Annotated in this window: 18 protein-coding genes; 4 read left to right on the top strand and 14 right to left on the bottom strand. The window is 60.9% G+C overall.

Going from position 1 to position 20,599, the window contains the following annotated elements; all coding sequences use genetic code 11:
• Positions 1 to 115 precede the first annotated feature (115 nt).
• Positions 116 to 1,366: a hypothetical protein gene (locus I5L03_RS06240; protein WP_197920894.1), complete on the bottom strand. Its 1,251-nt coding sequence runs from the start codon at positions 1,364 to 1,366 to the stop codon at positions 116 to 118.
• A gap of 85 nt (positions 1,367 to 1,451) precedes the next feature.
• The gene (locus I5L03_RS06235; RefSeq protein WP_197920893.1) at positions 1,452 to 1,973 is read right to left on the bottom strand and encodes a GNAT family N-acetyltransferase; all 522 of its coding nucleotides are present in this window, start codon (positions 1,971 to 1,973) and stop codon (positions 1,452 to 1,454) included.
• Between the two features lie 342 nt (positions 1,974 to 2,315).
• Here I5L03_RS06235 and I5L03_RS06230 point away from each other — a divergent pair, with 342 nt between their 5' ends.
• On the top strand, positions 2,316 to 3,533 hold the full coding sequence (locus I5L03_RS06230; RefSeq protein WP_197920892.1) for a M1 aminopeptidase family protein: 1,218 nt from the start codon (positions 2,316 to 2,318) through the stop codon (positions 3,531 to 3,533).
• A gap of 174 nt (positions 3,534 to 3,707) precedes the next feature.
• Here I5L03_RS06230 and I5L03_RS06225 read toward each other — a convergent pair whose 3' ends face one another.
• Positions 3,708 to 4,520, bottom strand: coding sequence for a M90 family metallopeptidase (locus I5L03_RS06225; protein ID WP_197920891.1), 813 nt, complete (start codon positions 4,518 to 4,520; stop codon positions 3,708 to 3,710).
• A gap of 66 nt (positions 4,521 to 4,586) precedes the next feature.
• Positions 4,587 to 5,375, bottom strand: coding sequence for a LysR family transcriptional regulator (locus I5L03_RS06220; protein WP_197920890.1), 789 nt, complete (start codon positions 5,373 to 5,375; stop codon positions 4,587 to 4,589).
• Positions 5,376 to 5,526: 151 nt separating this feature from the next.
• Between I5L03_RS06220 and I5L03_RS06215 the strand changes: the two genes are divergently transcribed.
• A complete protein-coding gene (locus I5L03_RS06215; protein WP_234035112.1) occupies positions 5,527 to 8,088 on the top strand; it encodes a M14 metallopeptidase family protein in 2,562 nt (853 codons plus the stop codon).
• A gap of 167 nt (positions 8,089 to 8,255) precedes the next feature.
• Here I5L03_RS06215 and apaG read toward each other — a convergent pair whose 3' ends face one another.
• The 4 genes from apaG to I5L03_RS06195 form a co-directional block, all read right to left on the bottom strand.
• Positions 8,256 to 8,657, bottom strand: a complete 402-nt coding sequence (gene apaG, locus I5L03_RS06210) for a Co2+/Mg2+ efflux protein ApaG (protein WP_197921477.1) — start codon at positions 8,655 to 8,657, stop codon at positions 8,256 to 8,258.
• 92 nt (positions 8,658 to 8,749) lie between these two features.
• Positions 8,750 to 10,732, bottom strand: coding sequence for an alpha/beta hydrolase family protein (locus tag I5L03_RS06205; protein WP_197920888.1), 1,983 nt, complete (start codon positions 10,730 to 10,732; stop codon positions 8,750 to 8,752).
• Positions 10,733 to 10,849: 117 nt separating this feature from the next.
• Positions 10,850 to 12,838, bottom strand: a complete 1,989-nt coding sequence (locus I5L03_RS06200) for an alpha/beta hydrolase family protein (protein WP_197920887.1) — start codon at positions 12,836 to 12,838, stop codon at positions 10,850 to 10,852.
• Between the two features lie 81 nt (positions 12,839 to 12,919).
• Positions 12,920 to 14,128, bottom strand: a complete 1,209-nt coding sequence (locus tag I5L03_RS06195; RefSeq protein WP_197920886.1) for a trans-sulfuration enzyme family protein — start codon at positions 14,126 to 14,128, stop codon at positions 12,920 to 12,922.
• Between the two features lie 78 nt (positions 14,129 to 14,206).
• On the opposite strand from I5L03_RS06195, the gene I5L03_RS06190 reads away from it, so the two are divergent.
• Positions 14,207 to 15,481, top strand: coding sequence for a glycosyltransferase family 39 protein (locus I5L03_RS06190; protein ID WP_197920885.1), 1,275 nt, complete (start codon positions 14,207 to 14,209; stop codon positions 15,479 to 15,481).
• Positions 15,481 to 15,882: a hypothetical protein gene (locus I5L03_RS06185; protein WP_197920884.1), complete on the top strand. Its 402-nt coding sequence runs from the start codon at positions 15,481 to 15,483 to the stop codon at positions 15,880 to 15,882. The genes I5L03_RS06190 and I5L03_RS06185 overlap by 1 nt, the downstream gene beginning before the upstream one ends.
• Positions 15,883 to 15,927: 45 nt before the next feature.
• Here I5L03_RS06185 and I5L03_RS06180 read toward each other — a convergent pair whose 3' ends face one another.
• From I5L03_RS06180 to I5L03_RS06155, 6 genes are all read right to left on the bottom strand, one after another.
• Positions 15,928 to 17,094 (bottom strand): glycosyltransferase family 2 protein, encoded by a 1,167-nt coding sequence (locus I5L03_RS06180; protein ID WP_197920883.1) that lies wholly within the window; start codon positions 17,092 to 17,094, stop codon positions 15,928 to 15,930.
• A 50-nt stretch (positions 17,095 to 17,144) separates the two neighbouring features.
• Positions 17,145 to 18,203 carry a 3-isopropylmalate dehydrogenase gene (gene leuB / locus I5L03_RS06175; protein ID WP_197920882.1) on the bottom strand — a complete coding sequence of 353 codons (1,059 nt, stop codon included), beginning with the start codon at positions 18,201 to 18,203 and terminating at the stop codon, positions 17,145 to 17,147.
• Position 18,204: 1 nt separating this feature from the next.
• Complete coding sequence (gene recO / locus I5L03_RS06170) at positions 18,205 to 18,804, bottom strand: DNA repair protein RecO (protein WP_197920881.1); 600 nt, start codon at positions 18,802 to 18,804, stop codon at positions 18,205 to 18,207.
• Positions 18,805 to 18,841: 37 nt separating this feature from the next.
• The gene (locus I5L03_RS06165) at positions 18,842 to 19,087 is read right to left on the bottom strand and encodes an accessory factor UbiK family protein (protein ID WP_197920880.1); all 246 of its coding nucleotides are present in this window, start codon (positions 19,085 to 19,087) and stop codon (positions 18,842 to 18,844) included.
• Between the two features lie 36 nt (positions 19,088 to 19,123).
• Entirely contained in the window at positions 19,124 to 19,675 is a 552-nt protein-coding gene (locus I5L03_RS06160; RefSeq protein WP_197920879.1) for a TspO/MBR family protein, read from the bottom strand.
• A gap of 107 nt (positions 19,676 to 19,782) precedes the next feature.
• Positions 19,783 to 20,553, bottom strand: a complete 771-nt coding sequence (locus I5L03_RS06155) for a TlyA family RNA methyltransferase (protein WP_234035109.1) — start codon at positions 20,551 to 20,553, stop codon at positions 19,783 to 19,785.
• Positions 20,554 to 20,599 lie beyond the last annotated feature (46 nt).

The raw sequence follows: 20,599 nt of genomic DNA, 5'->3' as shown, positions 1-20,599 counted from the left end.
CCGCCCGCAGCGGGCGCGGAGCGGAGCGGAGCGCGTCTAGCGAGGACGATCGCCCGGATGGGCGATCTTGAAACAAACAATCTCACCCCGCCCTTTTCGTCATTCCATCGCTAAATTAATCTGCCGATGCGGGAGGCGCGGGCGGCGGGATCATCACGGGAGCCGGGAAATCGATCGGTTCTGCACGCGCTTCCATCCCTTCGGTAATCTCCAGCGTGTAGGCGCCGCTCGAACCGCCGAGGCCCTTCGCGCGGATGCGCAGCATGGAGAGCAGTTCCGGATTGTCGGCCAGCAGGCCGAGATCGAGCGGGAGCATCGAATCGAGCGTGCCCGATCCGTCATCATCCGTTGCCACGATGGCAAAGCCGAGCGGGGTGTCGAAACCGACCTCGAGATAGGGATCAATGTCGCCACCGAAATCGGCATCGCCGCCTTCGACAGCGTTCATGCGGATCGTCACATCGCCATCGCCGCTGCGGATCGCTGCCAACGCGCTTTCGCTCAGCTGGTAATCGATGAAGCTCGGGCGCATCGGATCATCCGAGAAGGAAGAGGCAAGATCGCCGCTCGCCTGGTCGGCAAAGCCGATAACTTGCAGGGGCAATTGCGCAGTGGCTTCGCGCTGGTCACGCACGCGCAAGATGAAATCGCCCGTGCTTTCGCTATAGCCGGTGGCGGCGATGGTGTAGGTGCCGCTTTCCTCGAACACATGGGCGATGTAAGAGTTCAGCCCGTTCCCGCCATCGTCATTGTAAGCGATCACTTCACCCGAGGCATCGCGCAGTTCGAGCAGCGGATCCAGCATCTGGTCATCGCCTGCGAGCAGCGCGATCTCGACCATCTGGCCAGCGACGCCGGCAATTTCGAACAGGTTCGGCTCACCATCGATACGGCCCGTCTCCCGCGCACCATAGGTCACCGTGCGGGTTTCCACAGGCACATATTCGCTGGTTTCCAGCCGCAGGTCGAAGCTGCCGCCATAGGTCTCACCATCGCCCACCCAGCTGGCATCGAAACTGTTGACCGCGATGGAAATGCGGCGGCCGGTGTCCTCACCACGTATGCGCACGCGGGAGTTGAGCCCCTCGCCCCCATCGTCATCCTCTGCAATTTGCTCACCCGTGGCGGTGTCGGTGACAGTCACGATCGGATCGAGATCGGATGTGCTCATCACGTCGATCTGCATGACGGAGCCTGCTGGAACGCTGACTTCGTACACCGCCTCTGCGCTGTCGACGGTGCCCTGGAAGACGCGCACATCGCTCTGCGCGCTGTCGAGATCGCGCGCCTGCGCGAAAGCTGTGGCGGGCGCCATAATAGCCGCCGCGCCGATGAGCAGAGCGGTCTTGTGAAATCCGAATCGCATTGAAATTACCCCCGTTGTGTGGTTGTTGCCGCGAAGCCTAACGCCCGCGCGCGTCACTTTCTAGATAACACTTTCTGAATCCGGCCTATTCGCCCCATTCATCTGACAGCAGCCCCCAATACCACGTGTCGCACCAGCCGATATGCGTTTTTATCGCATGGCGAAGATGCGCCTCCCGCGTGAAGCCGAGCCTTGCCAGCAAGCGATTGGACGGCGTGTTGCGCGGATCGACATCGGCGAAGATGCGATGGTATCCCTCTGCCCGGAAAAGATGGGTGATAAGTGCAGAGACGCACTCCCGCGCAATCCCCTTCCCTTCATTGCCCGGCACGATGATATAGCCAATCTCCGCGACCGCCTCATGCGGAGAGCTGGCGACCATGCGAAACACCGGCGCGCCGCCTTCCCTCGGTTCGGCAATCCATGTGCGCCCGTCCCACTTGTCGTCGAACATATAATCGCGCAGCGCCGCTGTGTCGGTGAATGGAGCGCAGGACCAGTAGCGCATATGCGTCTCGCTGGAGAAAGCGGGCCAGAATGCGTCCTCATCCCCTTCACGTAATTGGCGGCAGGTGAAACGCTGCGTGGTGAGGGTGGGAGTGAGCATGAGAGCCACGAATAGCTCGGACAAAGCTTGGGCGCTACCGTGAGGCGGTGATTTGGCGAATGTCAGCTTCCGACCCCAATAGCAGTCGTTCGGTTTGGCTTGAGTTTTTGCTCGAAGCAGACGCTCGTTTGTCAGATGTGCTGCTCCTTTCGTCGACAATAGCGATGACGAAGCGCCGGCCGGGTTGCCAACTCTTCAGCTAACCCTCACGGATATCGCTTGTATCTTGCCTGAAGGAAAAAGACCATGCGTTGGCTGGCAGCAATATCCCTAGCGATCGCTTCATCGGGATGCGCAGCCGACGCAAGCCGACCGGTTTCCTCGCAATCAATATCGGACGATTTGGCCAATCTGTATGACCTCGAAGTCGACGTCACCCCGGTGTCGAAGCATCTCGCCGTGCGCGGCACTATCGAGATCGTGGCAGACGGTCCGACTACCGAAGCGGCATTCATGCTCAACAACGGATTGGAAATCGAACGGTTCGAACCCAGCGTTCCTGCAACGATGAGCAGGGAAGGGGCGATCGTTCTCGGCACATACGAAATGCCGAATACCCAGCGCGTCACGCTCCGATTTGCGCAGCCGCTGCAGGCAGGACAGCGCGTCACGATCGACCTCGCTTACGCGGGCTTCATCAGGGATGACAGCATCGAATGGGGACGCGGCCTCATCAGCGAGGACTGGACGGAACTTAGCCTCGGCACTTTGTGGTATCCCTATTGGCGGGATGAAAACCGGCTCCGATCGCGGATTTCCGTGCAGGTCCCTGACGGGTATCGGGTCATCGGCCCCGGTGAGATCGAGCGCGACGCGAATGGTCGCTGGATCGTAGATCCGGGCAAACCTATTCTGGGGCGCATCACTTTCGCCGCCTCGCCCCGATACACCATCACCGCACGGCAGCTTGCGCCGGGTCTGGAAGCGCGGCTCCACACGCTCGGCAGCGAACCGCGCGCCGACGAGATGCTGGCGAGGGCGCGGGACGCCTATGCCTATTATACAAACCTTATCGGCCCGCCGCGCGGCGCTCGAGACGAGGTGAAGATCATCTACGCAAATCCCGATATCGGGGTCACGCGGTCCCGCATGGCCTACGCGACGGGCGGAGACTATTTTTTCATCGGCGTTGCGCCGCCGCAGGAACAGGACTTCACCATCGCCCACGAGCTCGCTCATTTCTGGTGGATATCCGGCGCGGCGGGCACGCCAGACGAATTCATGACCGAAAGCCTCGCGGAATACGTCGCGCAGAGATACGCCCAGACCGTGTGGGGCGATGAATGGCTCGGAGAGAAGTTCGAACAGATGCAGCGCGTCTCAGGGTCGATCGAAGGCTCCATGCGCGATGAAGGCGAGTTCGACGGGCGCGAGACGCTCCTTTATTTTCGCGGGCCACTCATTCTGTGGGACCTGCATCGTCGCATCGGCACGGAGGCTATGGACGCGCTCCTTGTCAGGTCGCACGCAGAAGACATTAGCGAGTTGCAAGGATTCATCGACCTAATCGAAGATCGAGAAGGAGCAGAAGTTGCCCGCTGGTTCGAGCAACGGCTGTAGATCAGTTCAACCAATTCTCAGCGACACCAATCAATGGCGGCTCGCGCTGGATGTCCTGCCGAAACCGGACGGTCGGCAAACCACCCAATCGCAGACTGAAGGCGTGCGCCTTTTCCACGCTTTTGCCAAGGCTCTGGCCCTTGAAAGCTTCTGCCCCCTATGTAGGCAATTGCCTTAGCGCCACTCTGCCGGGTCGAGCGCAAACAGCTCCGCCAATTGCTCGTAGAGCGCAGGCTCCTCACGCCGCATTGCTTGCGGCCTCTCAAAGAAGGTCACCGTCGCCTCGGCGAAGAATTCCTGGTGGTTGGTCGCGCCATAGGGATCGATCAAGGTTTGCTCGCCGCGATCGAGCCTTTCGACATGGCCTTCATAGGCTTCGAGCATGGCTTTCTCCCACCGATCATAGCGTTGCCCTTTACGCAGGATCGGGATGCCATTGGTGTTGCCGGTCAGCGCGTCTAGCTGGTGCGCGAATTCGTGGATCACGACATTGTGCCCGTCATTCGGATCGAGCCCGCCGCGAAGCGCGTCATCCCAAGAGAGTACGACAGGCCCCCTGTCCCAGCTTTCGCCCAAAGTCGCAGAAGCAGGCTCATGCACCACGTATCCATCATGCATGCCGCGCCCGGTATCGAAGCCAGCCGGATAGACCAGCACGGTGCGCAGCGTTTCGAACCAGACCGGGCTGTTGACCACCAACAGGCACGCCTGCGCCGCAATGGACAGCCGCATCCGCTCCTTCAGCTCAAGCCCGCCGCTGCCATGGAAGGTAATCTGATCGAGGAAGAGATTGATCCTGCCTTCAAGCGCCGGGCGCAGCTCTTCCGGCAAGTGGCGCAGCATCGGGACAAGTCGGTCGATTACCGTGCGCTGTTCATCGGTAAGCGGCGTAACAAGAAGCCGCGCTCGCTTTCGCCTCCGCGCAATGCTGCGGTAGATGAGGCCCAGCACGACGAGGGCGATCAGGATGAGCGGCCAGTAGGACATGTTGTAATCCTACACGTAAGAAGTGCGCGCGAACCGAACAAGCATCGCGAATTTTGAAAGCGATGGTCAGCTCACCAGAAACGCGACCAGCGCTTTCACCTTTTTCTGTCGCCATTGCGGGCGCGGGGCGACTAGCCAGTAGGCCTGGCGGCAGTCTGCCGGTTGGCCGACCCTTTCGAGTTTTCCTTCGGCGATGCAGTCTTCCACTAGCGGCAGCGGAAGATAGGCATGGCCGATCCCGGCAAGTGCAGAGGAGAGGACTTGCCCCGCATTGCCGACCGAGAGGACCACGTCCGATCCTTCGGGCGCGGGATAGGTGGGCCAGCTGATCCAGCTATCGGGCGCGCCGGGGGCTTTCACCTCGACCTTGCAGCCATCGACCAGTTGCACACCTTCCAGATCGCCCGGGCCATCGATCAGCCTTATGGCGAGATCCAGATTGCTCTCGGTGAAATCGGCGTTCTCATCCGATGTCAGCACGATGGTGATATCCGGGTTTTCGCGCCGGAATTCGGCGAGCTTGGGCGCTAGCCATTGGGCGTAGAATTCGCGCGGGGCGGCGATCGAATATTTGCTGCTCGCTTGCCCGGCCTGCATCGCCTGCACGCTTTCTTCGAATTTCAGAAAGCCGTCGCGCAGGGAGTCTAAACCGGCGGCGGCTTCATCGGTCAACTCCAAGCCTCTTGAAGTGCGGCGGAAAAGGACCACACCCAGCACATCTTCCAGCGCGCGGATCTGTTGGCCCACGGCAGCGGGCGTCACCGCCAGCTCGTCTGCCGCGCGGGTGAAGCTCAAATGCCGGGCGGCGGCATCGAATACGCGCAGGGCGTTCAGGGGAAGGTGTGTGCGTTTCATCTCTGTTTCCAAGGCGGGGCTTTATGGATGATGGCGCGCTGCGGCAAGATGCTTGACCGCGCGGGAGCAAGTGCGCAGACCTTTGTCAAATTTCCCTCCATCGGAGAATCGCATGTTTCGCCTGCTGCTTGCTGCTTTCGCTTCAATTGCCATGATGGTTTCACCCGCGGCGGCGCAAAGCTTCCTTGAAGGCAATTTCGACGACGGCATTCCGACCTTGGAAGAGGTGGCAGGCCATCGCTCCGGTGAGCAGATCACCCGGCCCGAAATGGTGCTGCGCTATATGGAAGCGCTGGAGGAAGCTGCGCCGGATCGGATGCGGATTGTGGAATATGCCACCAGCTGGGAAGGTCGCCCGCTGGTCTATGCCATCATCACCAGCGCTGCGAACATGCAGCGCATCGATGCTATCCAGGCGGAAATGCAGCGCATTGCAGATGGCGGCGCACCGGGGCCGGACAGTCTTCCGGTCACCTGGCTGTCCTACGGCGTGCATGGCGATGAAATCAGCCCGGTGGATTCGTCCCTCGTCGTCGCGTATCATTTGCTGGCAGCCCAAGGTGATGAGCTGGTCGATACGATCCTTGCCAATAGCGTTGTGATTATCGATCCCAGCCAGAACCCGGACGGGCGCGCACGCTTCACCAATTCCTATTACGCGCAGCTTGGCATTGCGCCATCGGGCAATCGCTACACGGCGGGGCATGACCAGCCTTGGCCGGGCGGTCGCTTCAATCATTATCTGTTCGACCTTAACCGGGATTGGTTCGCGCTCACCCAGCCCGAAACGCGCGGCAAGGTGGCGGCGGTGCGTTCATGGAATCCGGTCGTGCTGGTGGACAGTCACGAAATGGGCGGCGACAGCACCTATTTCTTCCCGCCGAGCGCCGACCCCTTCAATCCCTATATCACCGCCGCCCAGCGTGAGCGGCAGGGCTTGCTCGGCCGGAACATGGCCGCGTGGATGGACCGGATTGGGGAGCCGTATTACACGCGCGAAGTCTTCGACGCTTTTTATCCCGGCTATGGCGATACGTGGCCGACGCTGAACGGCGCGATTGCGATGACGTTCGAGCAGAGCAGCGCGCGCGGCCTGGTGTGGGAGCGCGATAATGGCGAAATCCTCACCTACGGCGAAGGCGTCCGTAACAATTTCATCACGTCGCTGGCCACGGCCGAGACAGTGGCGCGAAATGCCAATCTGTTTCTAGGCGATTACGCTGAATATCGCCGCAGCGCCGCAGCAGGTGCAGTGGGAAGCGGGTGGTTCGTGATCGATTTGGCTGATCGCACTTGGAATGCGGAAAGCCTCGCTCGCCGCCTCGTGCATCAGGGCATTGCCGTGGGCCGCGTGGCCGGGCCTGCCAGCGCATGCGGGCGAAGCTATCCTGAGGGCTATCTTTCGATCAGCATGCGCCAGCCAAGCGCGCGCCTGATCCGCACTTTGCTCGATCGCGATGTGCAATTGCCTGCCGATTTCATCCAGGCGCAGGAAGATCGCCGCTCAAGCGACTTGCCGCATGAGATTTACGACACGACCGCGTGGTCTGTCGGTCAGATGAGCGGGCTCGACATCACCGAATGCAGCTCTGCCGCGAGCGGTGTTGCGGTAAGCGCTGATGCGCCTTTGCCGAACCGCGCTGACGCTTCGGGCGCTTTTGGCATCGCCGTGCCATGGACCGATAGCGGGCAGGTGCAACTTGTCGCCCGCGCGCTGCAGGCTGGCCTGCGGGGCCGCTCAACCGATACGGCCTTTACCGTAAACGGTGAGACTTTCCCGCGCGGATCGGTGGTGTTCACTCTGGCCGAAAATGGTGGCTCGCTCGACACGCTGGTGGAACTGGCGCGCGAGATTGGTGCAGAGACCCGCCCGCTTGCCTCAAGCTGGGTGGATGACGGCCCCAATCTTGGCAGTGACAGCTTCGTGCTGCTTCAGACCCCGCGCATCGCGATGCTGTGGGACGGCAATATCTCGCCGCTCTCTGCGGGCGCGAGCCGCTACGTGATCGAGCAACGCTTCGGCCTGCCCGTCGCGCCGATCAGGGTCGACAACGTGGCGCGCGCAGAGCTTGGCGAATTCGACGTCGTGCTGGTGACGGACAGCTTCGGCCTGCCCTCTGCGGCCCGCTCTGCCATCGCCAGCTTCGTGAACAATGGCGGCGTGCTGGTGACTTACGGCAATTCGCTCGCCAGCTTTGCCAACGGCGATGATGCACTTTTCGCCACGCAGCGCGAGACCGTGCTCGGCGGCGATCCGAAGGAAGAAGAGGCAGACGGCAGCAGCGCTCCCGGCGTGGCGTTCGAGGATGCGGATGATTACCGCGAAGCGATCCTCGACCAGACGCGCCGCCCCGACACCCTGCCCGGCGCATTGCTCAACACGGTGGTGGATGGCGAGAATTTCCTCGCCGCAGGTTACGACGGATCGGCCCCCACGGTATTCGCAAACGGATCGCTGATCCTCACTCCGCTGACCCTGTCCGACGGGGTGAATGTGGTGCGCTACGCCGGGCCCGACGATCTGGTCGCATCAGGTTATGTCTGGGATGAAAACCGCCGCCAGATGGCGTTCAAGCCATACATGATCGCCCAGCCGAACGGTCGCGGCCTCGCGATCGGTTTCGCGCATGATCCCACGGTTCGCGGGTATCTCGATGGACTGGATATGCTGCTCGCGAATAGTGTGCTGATTGCGCCGAGCCGCATAAGATAAATCGCGCCCCTCTCCCTCGACGGGAGAGGGCTAGCGAAGGTTGCCAGCTTGCTGGCCTACCGTAGCTCGGGAGAGGGTGAAGAGCCCATCGCCATCACCCTCTTCCAAGGTCCGCTAGGCGCTATGCGCCAAGCTCCCGTATCCTTCTCCCATCAAGGGAGAAGGATTTACTTCGCTTCCTCAGCAGGGGCAGCGAGCGGGAAAAACGGGATCGCGACTTCTACCGGCTCTCCGCCTTCGGCTTCAAAGGTATAAAACCCTTCCATCGAGCCGTGATTGGTCGAAAGCTCGCAGCCGGACACGTAATCATGCGTTTGCCCCGGCGCGAGATGCGGGGTTTCGCCCACCACGCCATCGCCGCTGACGATATTGACCATGCCTTCGGCATCGGTGATCCGCCAATGGCGCGTTTTCAGCTGAACGCTGTCTTCGCGGCCATTCTCGATCCGGATGTGGTAGACCCAGAACCAGCGCCCTGCGCTGATGCGCGATTGTTCGGGCATGAAATTGACCGATACGCGCACGGTGATGCCATGCGTAATCGCGACATGCTGGAACAGGGACTCGATGGCTGAAACTGTCATGCCCCAAAAGGTAGCGCGTTTCGGCGCAGTCTCAAGGGGGCTTTCTGCGGTAATCCTCCCAGCTCGCCTTATGCCGATCAATCCGCCGGATTATGCTCCGACAAGAAAGCGACGATGGCATCGTAATAGGCCTGCTCGTCCTCTTCGGAAGTGAAGTTGTGGCCCGATTCCTCGAAAGTCAGCGTCTCAATTGCGACATTGGCGCGTTCGGCGCGGCTCACCATCAGCTCATATTGGCTGAAGGGAACGATCTCGTCTTCCTCGCCATGCACCAGTAGCAGCGGCCGCGTCAGCCGTTCGACTTGCACCGCGGGCGAGACATCGTCGAGATCGAAATTGGTCTGATCGCCATCGACCCTGTCCCACCAGCGCCCGCGATTGCGACCGAAGAGGTAATCGCTGTCGTAATTCAGCTGCCGTTCGAAATGGGTCACGCCGGCAAAACTTACTGCACAGCGATAGATTTCCGGATTGCGGATCACCCCCCACATGGCCGCATAGCCACCATAGCTGGAGCCGATCATGCACACACGGTTGGGATCGACGATGCCTTCCGCCGCGAGATGAGCCACGGCATCGTCCAGATCATCCTGCATCTTGCGGCCGATCTGGCCGTTGCCGAGCAATTCGAACTCTTCGCCGAAGCCGCCGGAGCCGCGGAAGTTTGGCTGGATGACTGCGTATCCGCGGTTCGCCAGCAATTGCACCATGTCATTGTAGCGATCGGTATCGCGAATGCCGTATGGTCCGCCATGCGGGTGCACGATCAACGGCAGGCCTTCCGGCGCGCGGCCGCGTGGCAGGGTGAGATAGGCATGGATCGATGTGCCGTCGCGTGCGTCGTAGCGGAGAGCGGTCGGCTCGACGAGCAGGCCTGCGGGCACTTGCGGGCGGTATTCGGAAAACAGCTGCAGATGGTTTTCGCCGGGTGTGAAAACGTAAAGCGCGCCGGGATCTGCCGGGCCCGATTGCAGGATCAGCATCCTTTCGCGGTCTTCAGACCAGTCGAGTATCGTCACCCAGCTACCTGGCAAGGCGCGGCCAAGTGCCTCTCGCATATCGCGCAGGTCGGGATCGATCCAATCGCGGCGGAATGCATCGCCTAAATATCCGACAGCGATGGGTTCGCCCGCATCATCGAAATAGACCGAAGAGACATCCGCATCCTCGGACTGGAAAACCACTGCGCCCGGCGTGCCCGTGGTAAGGTCGAATTCCATCAATGCGTTACGATCCGCACCTGTCGGGCGAGCGAGCACATAGGCAGTGTCGCTGCCAGCGCGCATGCCCCTGATATCCCAATAGTCAAAAGCATTTTCGGCATCGGCGCGTGTTTCCGCAATCGTGTCGAAGCCGCCCTCACCCGAGCCGCGATAGCGAAGGAAATAGCGCCCACCCCTCGCCCGGCCTACGCCCATACGCACGGCACCAGTCTCGTCCGTGATCCAGTCGACAATCGGCACGTCACGCCGCTGGACAATTACGCCGTCCGGCTCACCAGCGCTGAGAGTGTTCAGATCGAAACGATAGACATCCGGGTAATTGTTCAAGCCATTCTGCATCGCCACGAGGACCGCGGCATTGTCATGATCGATATGGATAATTTCGTCGCCGTTATACGCCATCCGGCGCAGGCCGACGGGCTGCAAGGCTTCGGTCGAAAGCTCGAACCCCATCATGCGCGAAAAGAAATAGGTTTCCCGCGAATCCGAAAGGAGCACGGAGAAAATGATGTGATCGTTGCCGACCCAGCGGAACCAATTGAATTTGTCCTTGTCCCCAATCCGAGCGCCGGTCATGAATTGCAGCGTTTCTGCATTGAAAATAGTCAGATACAGCGATCCCTGATGCATGGTTGTAAACGCAATCATGCTGCCATCGGGCGAAAGCCGCGCGCCACTCAGCATCGAAAGCGAAGCAAAGGCAGAAGTCGGGATTTCCGGCGGAATTTCGGATGCGCTCGCCTGCGCCTGCGCAGCTTCATCCTGCGCGGCAGCAGTTATGGGCATAGCAAGAACAGCCGCGCCAAACATGGCGGCCATCTCGGCGACAAACTTCATATAAACCCTCTCCTCAGACGGCGCCCAGACTATGGGTGCGAGCAAAAACCGCAAGTTTGAAAACCCATTTTGGCGAAAGATGGTGGCCCGGTTTTCCCAAGGTGCCAACTACGCGGATCAATCCGCCGGATTATGCTCTGCCAGAAAGTCGAGCAGCGTTCGGTGGTATGTTTCCTCATCCGCGCGGCTGAAGAAATTATGCCCTGACCCTTCGAGAGCGAGCGTTTCGAGCAAAACATCCGCACGCTCTGCGCGCCCGACCATCAATTGGTATTGTGAGAAAGGCACCGTATTGTCCCGCTGTCCATGCGCCAGCAGGACAGGGCGCGTCAGTCGCTCAACCTGTACGGCGGGCGACACATCATCGAGATCGAAATCGGTCTGGTCACCGTCCACGCGCTCGCGCCACCTTCGTGCATTCTGGCCGAAGAGATAGTCGCGATCGTGATTGAGCTGCCGTTCGAAATGCATGACGCCTGCCCAGCTGGCAGCGCAGCGATAAATCTCCGGATTGCGGATTACGCCCCAGACAGCGGCAAAGCCGCCATAGGAACTGCCGACTAGGCAAACGCGCTGCGGGTCGGCGATACCTTCGGCCACCAAGTGAGCCACCGCATCATCGAGATCATCCTGCATGCGTCGCCCGATCTGGCCCCAGCCAAGATCCATGAAAGACGTGCCATAGCCGCCGGAGCCGCGGAAATTCGGCTGCACGACCGCATATCCGCGATTGGCCAGCATCTGCACGCGATCATCGTAATTATCGGTGTCACGAACGCCGTAAGGCCCGCCATGCGGCATCACGATCAGCGGTAGTCCCCTCGCTTCGCGGCCCACGGGCAATGTCAGATAACCGTGAATGGGCGTGCCATCGCGCGCATCGTAGCGAATGGCCTGAGGCTCTGCGAGCGATCGGCGATCGATCTGCGGACGAAATTCCGCAAAATGCTGCAGCCTGTCCTCAGCCGGCGTGTAAACATAGAGAGCGCCCGGATAGGCAGGGCCATGTTCCACCACCAACATCCGTGAGCGATCGGCTGCAATATCGAGGATGCTGACACGCGGCCCCGTAAGCCGTGTCAGCAATTGGTCTCGCATGTCGCGGATGGCGGGATCGAGCCATTCGCGCCGCGCCTCATCGCCCTGATAGGACACGGCGATGGGATTGTTTTGCTCATCGAAGATGACGGAAGCGACATCTTCATCAGGCGATGCGAAAACGATATCGCCCGGCTGGCCGGTGCTGAAGTCGAACTCCATCAATGCGGCGCGTTCGCCGCCTGCAGGGATGCCGATGGAATAGCCTGTATCGGAATCCGACCGCAGGCCCATGAAATCCCATAGATCGAGACCACTTTCTTCATCGTCTACACGGGCTTGCGCCACACGCTCCCATTCACCATCCAGCCCATCACGATAGTGCATCTGGACGCGGCCACGGCGGTGGAAGCCCACGCCGATACGAACATTGCCCGCTTCGTCCGCTACCCAGGAGCTTACCCTGCGCTGCCGCTGTTCGACGCGCACCGGTTCCGGCGGAGTGTCGGTCGTCAAATCGAAGCGCCAAACGGATGGCGGTTCATCCCAGGATGTGCCGAAGCTTGTGAGCAGGTAATTGCCGGCCGGGTCCAAGTGGATGATATTGTCGCCGACAAATGCCATCCGGTCCGAAACCAATGGGTTCAGCACCTGTCGCTCAATGTCGAAATAGAACAGCCGCGAATAGCGATACTGCCCGCGATAGGTTCCGATCATGGAAAACAGGAGCTTGTCGTTCCCGGCCCAGCGAAAAAAGCGGAAGTCCTGATCATTCCCGAGGTTCAATCGGAAATAGCGTTGGAGGGTCGCGGAATCGTACACCTCGATATAGGTGTCGCCGCCGCGCAGGACTGCATAGGCAAACCGATTTCCGTCCGGCGAAAGCTGCGCACCGCCCAAAGCGGAGCTGTAGGAAAACGCCGATAGCGGGATGGCATCCGGCATCCCGTTGTCCGCGATTTCGGCATTTGAATTTCCGGGTTTAGCCGCCTGTGTATCTTGCGCGATTGCAGGCTGGCACGACAACACCAATGCGCCAAAAATGCCCGTAAACGTCCTGAAAATCATGAAAGCCCCCTTCCCCTTGCAGGTAAGTGACCGATATTTCAGGGATAAGTCAAGGCCGCGCCGCGTGGCCTTCGGCGCGGCTTAGAGACCGATCTTTCCCAGCGCCCGGTCCAGGTCCTCGATCAGGTCGAGCGGGTCTTCGAGGCCGACATTGATGCGCAGCATGCCGTCTGCAATGCCCGCCTCTGCGCGGCCTTCCGCGCCCATATTGTAATGGGTGGTGCTGGCCGGGTGGCACATCAGCGTTTTGGAATCGCCGATATTGTTGGAGATGTCGATCAGCTCCAGCGCGTTGCACAGGGCCATGGCCTGTTCCTGTCCATCTGGCGTGAAAAAGGCGAAAATCGGCCCTGCGGCAAGCATCTGCTTTTGCGCAAGCGCGTGCTGCGGATGGCTGGCGAGATCGGGGTGGAGAACGCGAAGGCCCTTTTCCTCGAGGAATTGCGCGACCTGCAGCGCGTTCTTGCTCTGTGCGGGGGCGCGGAGGGGGAGCGTTTCCAGCCCCTTCATCACCACCCATGCGTTGAACGGCGCGACGATCGGGCCGGTGTTGCGCTGGAACGGGGAGAGATACTCTTCGATCCATTCGCGGCTGGAGCATACAGCGCCCGCCATCACGCGGCCCTGCCCGTCCATCAGCTTCGTGGCGGAATAGGCGACTACATCCGCGCCGAACTTCATGGGCTTTTGCAGCACGCTGGTGGCAAAGGCATTGTCGACCACCGTGGTAATGCCTTTGGCTTTCGCGAGGCCGCACACGAATTCCAGATCGACCAGATCCATCGTCGGGTTCGCCGGAGTCTCGAAGAAAAACGCCTTGGTGTTGGGCTGCACGGCGGCTTCCCAAGCTGCATTATCCGTCCCGTCGATCGCCGTGTGGGTGATGCCGAAGCGGTTGAGTACATTGTCGAGGATCCAGCGGCACGAACCAAAGGCCGCGCGCCCTGCGACGACGTGATCGCCCTGGCTCAGCATGCACAGCAGCGAGGAGGTCATCGCGGCCATGCCGCTCGCCTGCATCAGGCACGCTTCTGCGCCTTCCATCGCGGCGATGCGTTGCTGCGCCATCTCAACGGTGGGATTCTTGAAGCGGGAGTACTGCATCCCGTCGGCTTCACCCGCGAAGCGCGCGGCCACTTCCTCTGCGGAATCATAGGTGAAACCGCTGGTGAGGTAGAGCGCTTCGGACGTCTCGCCATGCTCGCTGCGATGCGTTCCTGCGCGCACGGCCTGCGTTGCAGCGCGCCACTTGCCGGTGGTGGCGGGATCGGTTCCGGTGCGTTTCTTCATGGGCTCGCCTGTTATCGGGACAGCGCGCGTTTGCCAATTGCCTCTCGCCCTTTGCCGCATTAACGCTCTGGCATAGCGATGCACGACCTTCCCGATCATCCGCGCGATCCGATAGCGCTCAACATCGCGATTGCGCTGGTGTTTGCGGCCCTCGCGCTGGTGAGGCTCGGCATCCCCACCGCGCCCTATTTCGACGAGGTGCATTACCTGCCCGCCGCGCGAGCTGTGTTGGAGCTGGAACTCGCGACCAATGTCGAGCATCCTCCGCTCGCCAAGCAGATCATCGCACTGGGGATTGCCCTGTTCGGCGACAATCCGTGGGGCTGGCGGCTGCCGAGCCTGTTGTTCGGCGCGTTAGCTCTCTTCGCTGCGATGCGCGCGGCGTGGTTCTCCAGCCAGACTCGCGCGGCGAGCCTGCTGACAGGCCTCTTCGTCGGCACCAATTTTCTGCTCTTCGTCCATGCCCGCATCGCCATGCTGGACGTATTCATGGTGAGCTTCCTGATGATTGCCTTGTGGATGTTTGCAGGCGCGGTGCGGGAGAATGAGACGGGCCGCTGGCGGCTGATCCTCTGCGGCGTGGCGCTGGGCTGCGCCATGGCGAGCAAATGGAATGCGATTCCCATCGCGATGTTGCCTGGCCTTGCCTTCCTCGCCTCTCGCTGGAAGGCTGAGCGCCGCCGCCTGATCCTCTCGACGCGCGGCTGGCCGGTGGCCGGCATTTCGCTGTGGGAAGCGGCCATCTGGCTCGGTGTTCTGCCGCTGGCGATCTATGCCATTACCTTCTGGCCTTTCCTGTTCTGGACCGTGCCATCGGGCAATCCGACCGGCCTTATCGATCTCCACCAGAACATGCTCGGCCTGCAAACGCAGGTGCTGGAGGCCCATCCCTATCAGAGCGTGTGGTGGCAATGGGCGGCAAACAGCCGTGCGATCTGGTATCTTTATGAGAGTATCGACGGCGCGCAGCGCGGGGTGATGCTGATCGGCAACCCGGTGACCATGTGGTTCGGCCTGATTGCGATGGGCTGGTGCGCATGGGCAGGCTGGCGAGAGCGGCGCAAGGACATGCTCGCGCTGGTGCTGCTCTATGTGGTCAGCATGGCCCTATGGGTCGTCGCACCCAAGGCGGTGCAATTCTACTTCCACTATTTCCTGCCGGGCATGTTTATCAGCGGCGCGCTGGCGCTGGGCGTCGAACGCCTATGGCAGCGCGGTGAGCGGCTGGTGCCGGGAGTGATCGTCGCGGGTGCGCTGGCGTTTTTCGCCTACTGGTTCCCGATTCTGACCGCCTCGCCGCTCGATGATCCGCAGGACTTCCTGCGCTGGGCTTGGACGGAGGGGTGGCGGTGATGGAGTTTCCAGCGACGCCTGCATATAGAGCTGCACTCGGCGACCTCTTGGCATTGTACCGTGAAGGCGGATTTTCGCCTCGACCGGAAGATATCAAAGCGTGGGCGAAAGCAGGCGATCTTTCGGTGGAAGCTACATTTGCAGTCGTCGCCAGAGAATTGGCTCTCGACTATGCGATGCAGATTCTCTCGTGGGAGTTCTGTGACTGGGCTGCCAATAAGCTGTGGAGCACACTTTGCACCATGAGGTTCGATGACGAGGCGCTTGAGGGTTTCGTTTTTGAAGAATTCTACAATTGCTTTGATGCGAGTGAGATGTGTGCGGAAGGAGAGCGAGATGCGAAAGCTCTGGAGTATGTGACGGAGTACCTACGAGATATGGACGTTGTTATTCGAAGGTAGCGATCCCAGCTTTCGCTGGGATGACGAACAGTGGTGGCGCGCTCGCTACCTAAACCGCCCCCAGACGAACTTGCTCGACAGGGCGTAATTCCACACGCTCGCGATCACCACGCCGATCAGAGCGGCGCCCCACCAGACGAGGCCTTGGTCCTCCAGCACGGTTGCCACAGCGACATTCGCGAAAGCGCCGACGGAGCAGGCTCCGCAGAATTTCAGCCAGCCCCAGAAGAAGCTATCCGGGCCGGACAATTTCTTGTCGCGATAGGTCAGCAAATTGTTCAGCCAGAAATTGAACGTCATCGCCACCATCGTCGCGATGGCCTGCGCCCAGCCGAAGCCGATCGTCTCAGGCCAATAAATCGCTGCGAGCACCGCCATGTGGACGAAGACGCCCAGCCCGCCGACCATGCCGAACAGCACGAAGCGCGTGGGCACCCAGCGGCCGAAATAGCGTTCGACGAGGCCGCCGACGAAATCGAGCACCACGCCGTGATCGAGTTTGCTTGTCCCAGCGAGGCGTTCTGCGAACTTCAAGGGGAATTCCTTCACTTTCAAACGCGGCTCGGCGGTCGCGAGAATGTCGAGCATGATCTTGAACCCTATGCCCGAAAGGTTGCCAGCCTGTTTCCGCAGCTGATCCGTGCGCAGCAGAAAGAACCCGCTCATGGCATCGGTCAGTTCGGTGCCGGTCAATTTCCGCGCGAGCGCGTTGGCGACACGGCTGCCGCTTTCGCGGCCTTTCGATGACAGGCCATCAGCATTGCCGCCTTCGGCAAAACGGCTGGCATAGGCGAGATCATATTCGCCCGATTTGACCGCTTCCAGCATATCGATGAGCAGTTTGGGATCGTGCTGGTGATCGGCATCCATCACCGCGACATAGGGCGCGGCGGTGGCGCACATGCCTTCAATCGCGGCGCTGGCGAGCCCGCGGCGGCCGATGCGCTGGATCACGCGAATACGGCTATCGGTGCGGCCGATACGGCGCGCTTCCTCTGCGGTGCCATCATGCGAATTGTCGTCCACGAACACGGCTTCCCAGCCGGATGGGCCCAAGGCCTCTTCCAGCCGATCGACCATCGGTGCGATGTTGTCTTTTTCATTCAGCGTCGGCAGCACAATTGCCAGCTCGAGCGGGCGCAAGCTCTGCGCTTTCGCCAGCGTGGCTGCGGTTTCGATCTGCTGTTGAAACTGTTCGTGGCTCATCTTCATGCACCCGGGTTACGGGGAATTGTTAACCATAAGGTTACCGGCCCGCGCATTTACAGCCGCGCCAGCACCGCATCGCCGATTTCTCGTGTTCCGGCAGGGCCACCCAGATCGCCGCCGAGTACGCCATCTTCCAGCGCCTTTGCGACGGCGTTTTCGACCCGCACCGCATCGTCCTCACGCCCCAGCGAGTGGCGCAGCAGCATCGCGAGCGAGAGAATCATCGCCATCGGATTGGCCTTGCCCTGCCCGGCGATATCCGGCGCGCTGCCGTGGATCGGCTCGTACATGCCGAAAGTCCCGAATTCGGTCTGCCGCTCACCCAGCGCCGCGCTGGCGAGGAGGCCGATCGAACCGACACACATGCTCGCCTGGTCGGACAATATATCGCCGAAGAGATTGCCGGTGACGATCACATCGAACTGGCCGGGTTTTTTGACGAGTTGCATGGCGGCGTTGTCGACATACATATGGCTGAGCTCGATCTCCGGATAATCGGCGGCGGTCTCGATAATCACATCGCGCCAGAGCTGGCTCGTTTCCAACACATTGGCCTTGTCGACGCTGCATAGCCTGTGCTTGCGCCCCTGAGCGGCACGAAAGGCGACATGCGCGATGCGGCGGACTTCGCTTTCCGCGTAGGACATGAGATCATAGCCCTCGCGCTCGCCGTTCGCGGTCTCGCGCATACCCTTTTCGCCGAAATAGACGTCGCCATTGAGCTCACGCACGATCAGGACATCGATTTCGCGGGCAATTTCGGGTTTCAGTGCGGACATGTCTTCGAGCCCCGCGAAGGTCGTGGCGGGCCGCAGATTGGCGAACAGGCCGAGTTCGGCGCGCAGGCCTAGGATCGCCTGCTCGGGTCGAAGGTGGCGTTCGAGATTATCGCATTCGGGATCACCCACCGCGCCGAACAGCACACCATCGGCAGCGCGCGCCATGGTCAATGTCTCTTCGGGCAGCGGATGGCCGTGCCGCTTGTAAGCGATGCCGCCGACATCGCCTTCGAATACAACCAGCCCCGGCAGGTCGAGCGCGTCGAGAACCCGCCGCGCCTCGTCCATGATTTCAGGGCCTATGCCGTCTCCGGGGAACAGGGCGATTTTCATGTCAGGCGATCCGTTTCAGCAAGGCGCGCAGTCGTGTGCGCGCCGCCATAACATCGCCGCGCCGGTCGGCAAGCAGGTAGTGGTCGAGCGGCTCGCTCATCGCGTCCATTATCTCTATGATCTCGGAAAGCTCACCTTCAGGCCTGCCGCCTGCCCCGCCATAGCCGAGCTCGCGCAGCAGCAGCGCCTCATACCCGACCAGTGCCGAAGCCCAACCGCGTGCCGAGGGCGCATGGCAGATCGCATCCAGCGTGCCGGACAGCGCTTCGAACAAGGTGGGATAAGGCTCGCGTTCGGGCAAAGCCGTGGCAGTGAGCGCACAGATCCAGCCGATCGCTGCAGCGGGCAGAGGCTCGGCCAGCCACGGTCCTCGGCTGGCGGTCAGTTCCACCTTGGCGAAAGGCAATTGGCTGTCGGACTTGGCAGATAGCTGCAGGTCCACCGCATTGCCGGGAATGACCACAGGCCGCAACTGCCGCCCCCGTCCACCGGCGACATAGCCCGCGATCAGTCCGTATTCTTCCGTCAGGAAACGCGCGACAACCGCCGTCTCACCATGCTGGCGAGCGGCGACGAGGATAGCGGGAGCGCGGATATGCATCAGCGCTACCTAGCTCGGTATTGGGAGGATGTGGAGCTTACTTGCTCTTGGCTTCCAGCGCGGCGAGGCGAGCTTCAAGGATTTCAACCTTCTCGCGCGCCATCGCGGCCATGTCTTTTACCGCGTCGAATTCTTCGCGGGAGACAAAATCCATGCCGCCCATCGCCTCTTTCATCTTCTCACGCGCATTCTCCCGCGCTTCACGGCCCATTCCCGCAAGCGTACCCGCTGCGGAATTGGCAACTTTGACGAAATCGGCGATGATTTTGTTTTCGCTTTGCATGGGCGGAATGTGGGGTTTTAGGGCTAAACGCGCAACCTAAATTTCAAAAGTCTGCACCGCGCCGGTGTCATCCATCGGCTCCGCACCGGGGTTCAATTGCAGGAACTGCCAGTTAAGCACAGTCGCGAACAGGGCCCACGCCAGATACGGCAGCAGCAAAATCCCTGCCCATTTGCGCACTTTGAAGAACAGCACGATGGTCACGACTAGCGCCACGTCCAGCGCGACAATCACATACAGCGCAGCCTCGATCTGCTGCTGTCCGAAGAAAATCGGCGACCAGGTGAGGTTGATCGCAAATTGCACGAGAAAGGCGATGATCGCCCAGGTGCGCAGGCGCGATCCCCATGCGGCGCACACCATCGCAAAGGCGAATCCCATCATCGCGTACAGGACCGTCCAGACGATGCCGAACGTTGCGGGCGGCGGGAAAATACCGGGCTTGTCGAGCGACTGGAACCACGCGCTGTCCGCATCTCCGCCCACCGTGCCTGCGAGAAAGCCGAGCAGCATTGTCAGCGGCACGAGGAACAGAGCCCAGCGGATCAGGCTGGCACGCAATTGCGCGGGAGAGGCAAGGCGGTTCATTCAGGCTCCGACACGAGTGATTCGTCTGAGGCAGGTTTGTGACGAGCCAGCGCCGCTTGGGCAAGGAGCATGCGCCGAACTGTCCGCAGGCAGGTCAGTCTGCGCAATCAACTAGACGAACCGCGCACCGCGTGCACGAGGAATTCCACATTGCCCTCCGTGCCTGTAATGGGGCTTTCAATGAGGCCCGCGATGCGCCAGCCACTTTCCTCCAGCCATTGGCTGACTTCATCGCATACGCGGGTATGCAGCGCAGAATCGCGCACGATACCGCCTTTGCCGACTTCATGCTTGGCGACTTCGAATTGCGGCTTGATCAGTGCCACCACCCGCGCATCGGTTGCGGCGAGCTGCAGGGGAACTTCGAGCACTTTTGCTAGGCCAATAAAGCTCGCATCGCACACCACCCAATCGCAGGGTCTATCGATCAGCTGCGGAGTAAGTGCGCGGGCATTGGTCTGTTCGAGGACGGTTATCCGATCATCTTGGCGCAGCTTCCAGTCGAGCTGGTTGGTGCCGACATCCACCGCGAAGACGTGGTCCGCCCCGTGATGGAGAAGCACCTGAGTGAACCCGCCGGTCGAACTGCCAATATCCATCGCCACCGCGCCGCTCGCATCAAGACCGAAATGTTTGATCGCATGGTCCAGCTTCATGCCGCCGCGTCCCACCCAGGGGTGGTCGCGCCCGCGCACCTCTATCGACCATTCTTCAGGCACTTGCTGGCCGGACTTTACAATGCGCTGCAGCTTTCCCGGCGGTCCGGCGAATACCAGCCCCGCCATCACCAGCGCCTGCGCCCGCGTGCGGCTTTCCGCCTCGCCGCGAGCGACAAGCATTTGATCGATCCGGCTGCGTGAAGGCTTGCTTTCGGCCATGCGGGTGAGCGATAGTGCCAGCCACGCCGCAAGGCCAGATTCTTTA

The sequence above is a fragment of the Aurantiacibacter sediminis genome, assembly GCF_016019885.1.
GTDB lineage: Bacteria > Pseudomonadota > Alphaproteobacteria > Sphingomonadales > Sphingomonadaceae > Alteraurantiacibacter > Alteraurantiacibacter sediminis.
The sequence above is the reverse complement of the archived record's forward strand: the minus strand, read 5'-3'. Positions and strand labels throughout refer to the sequence as shown.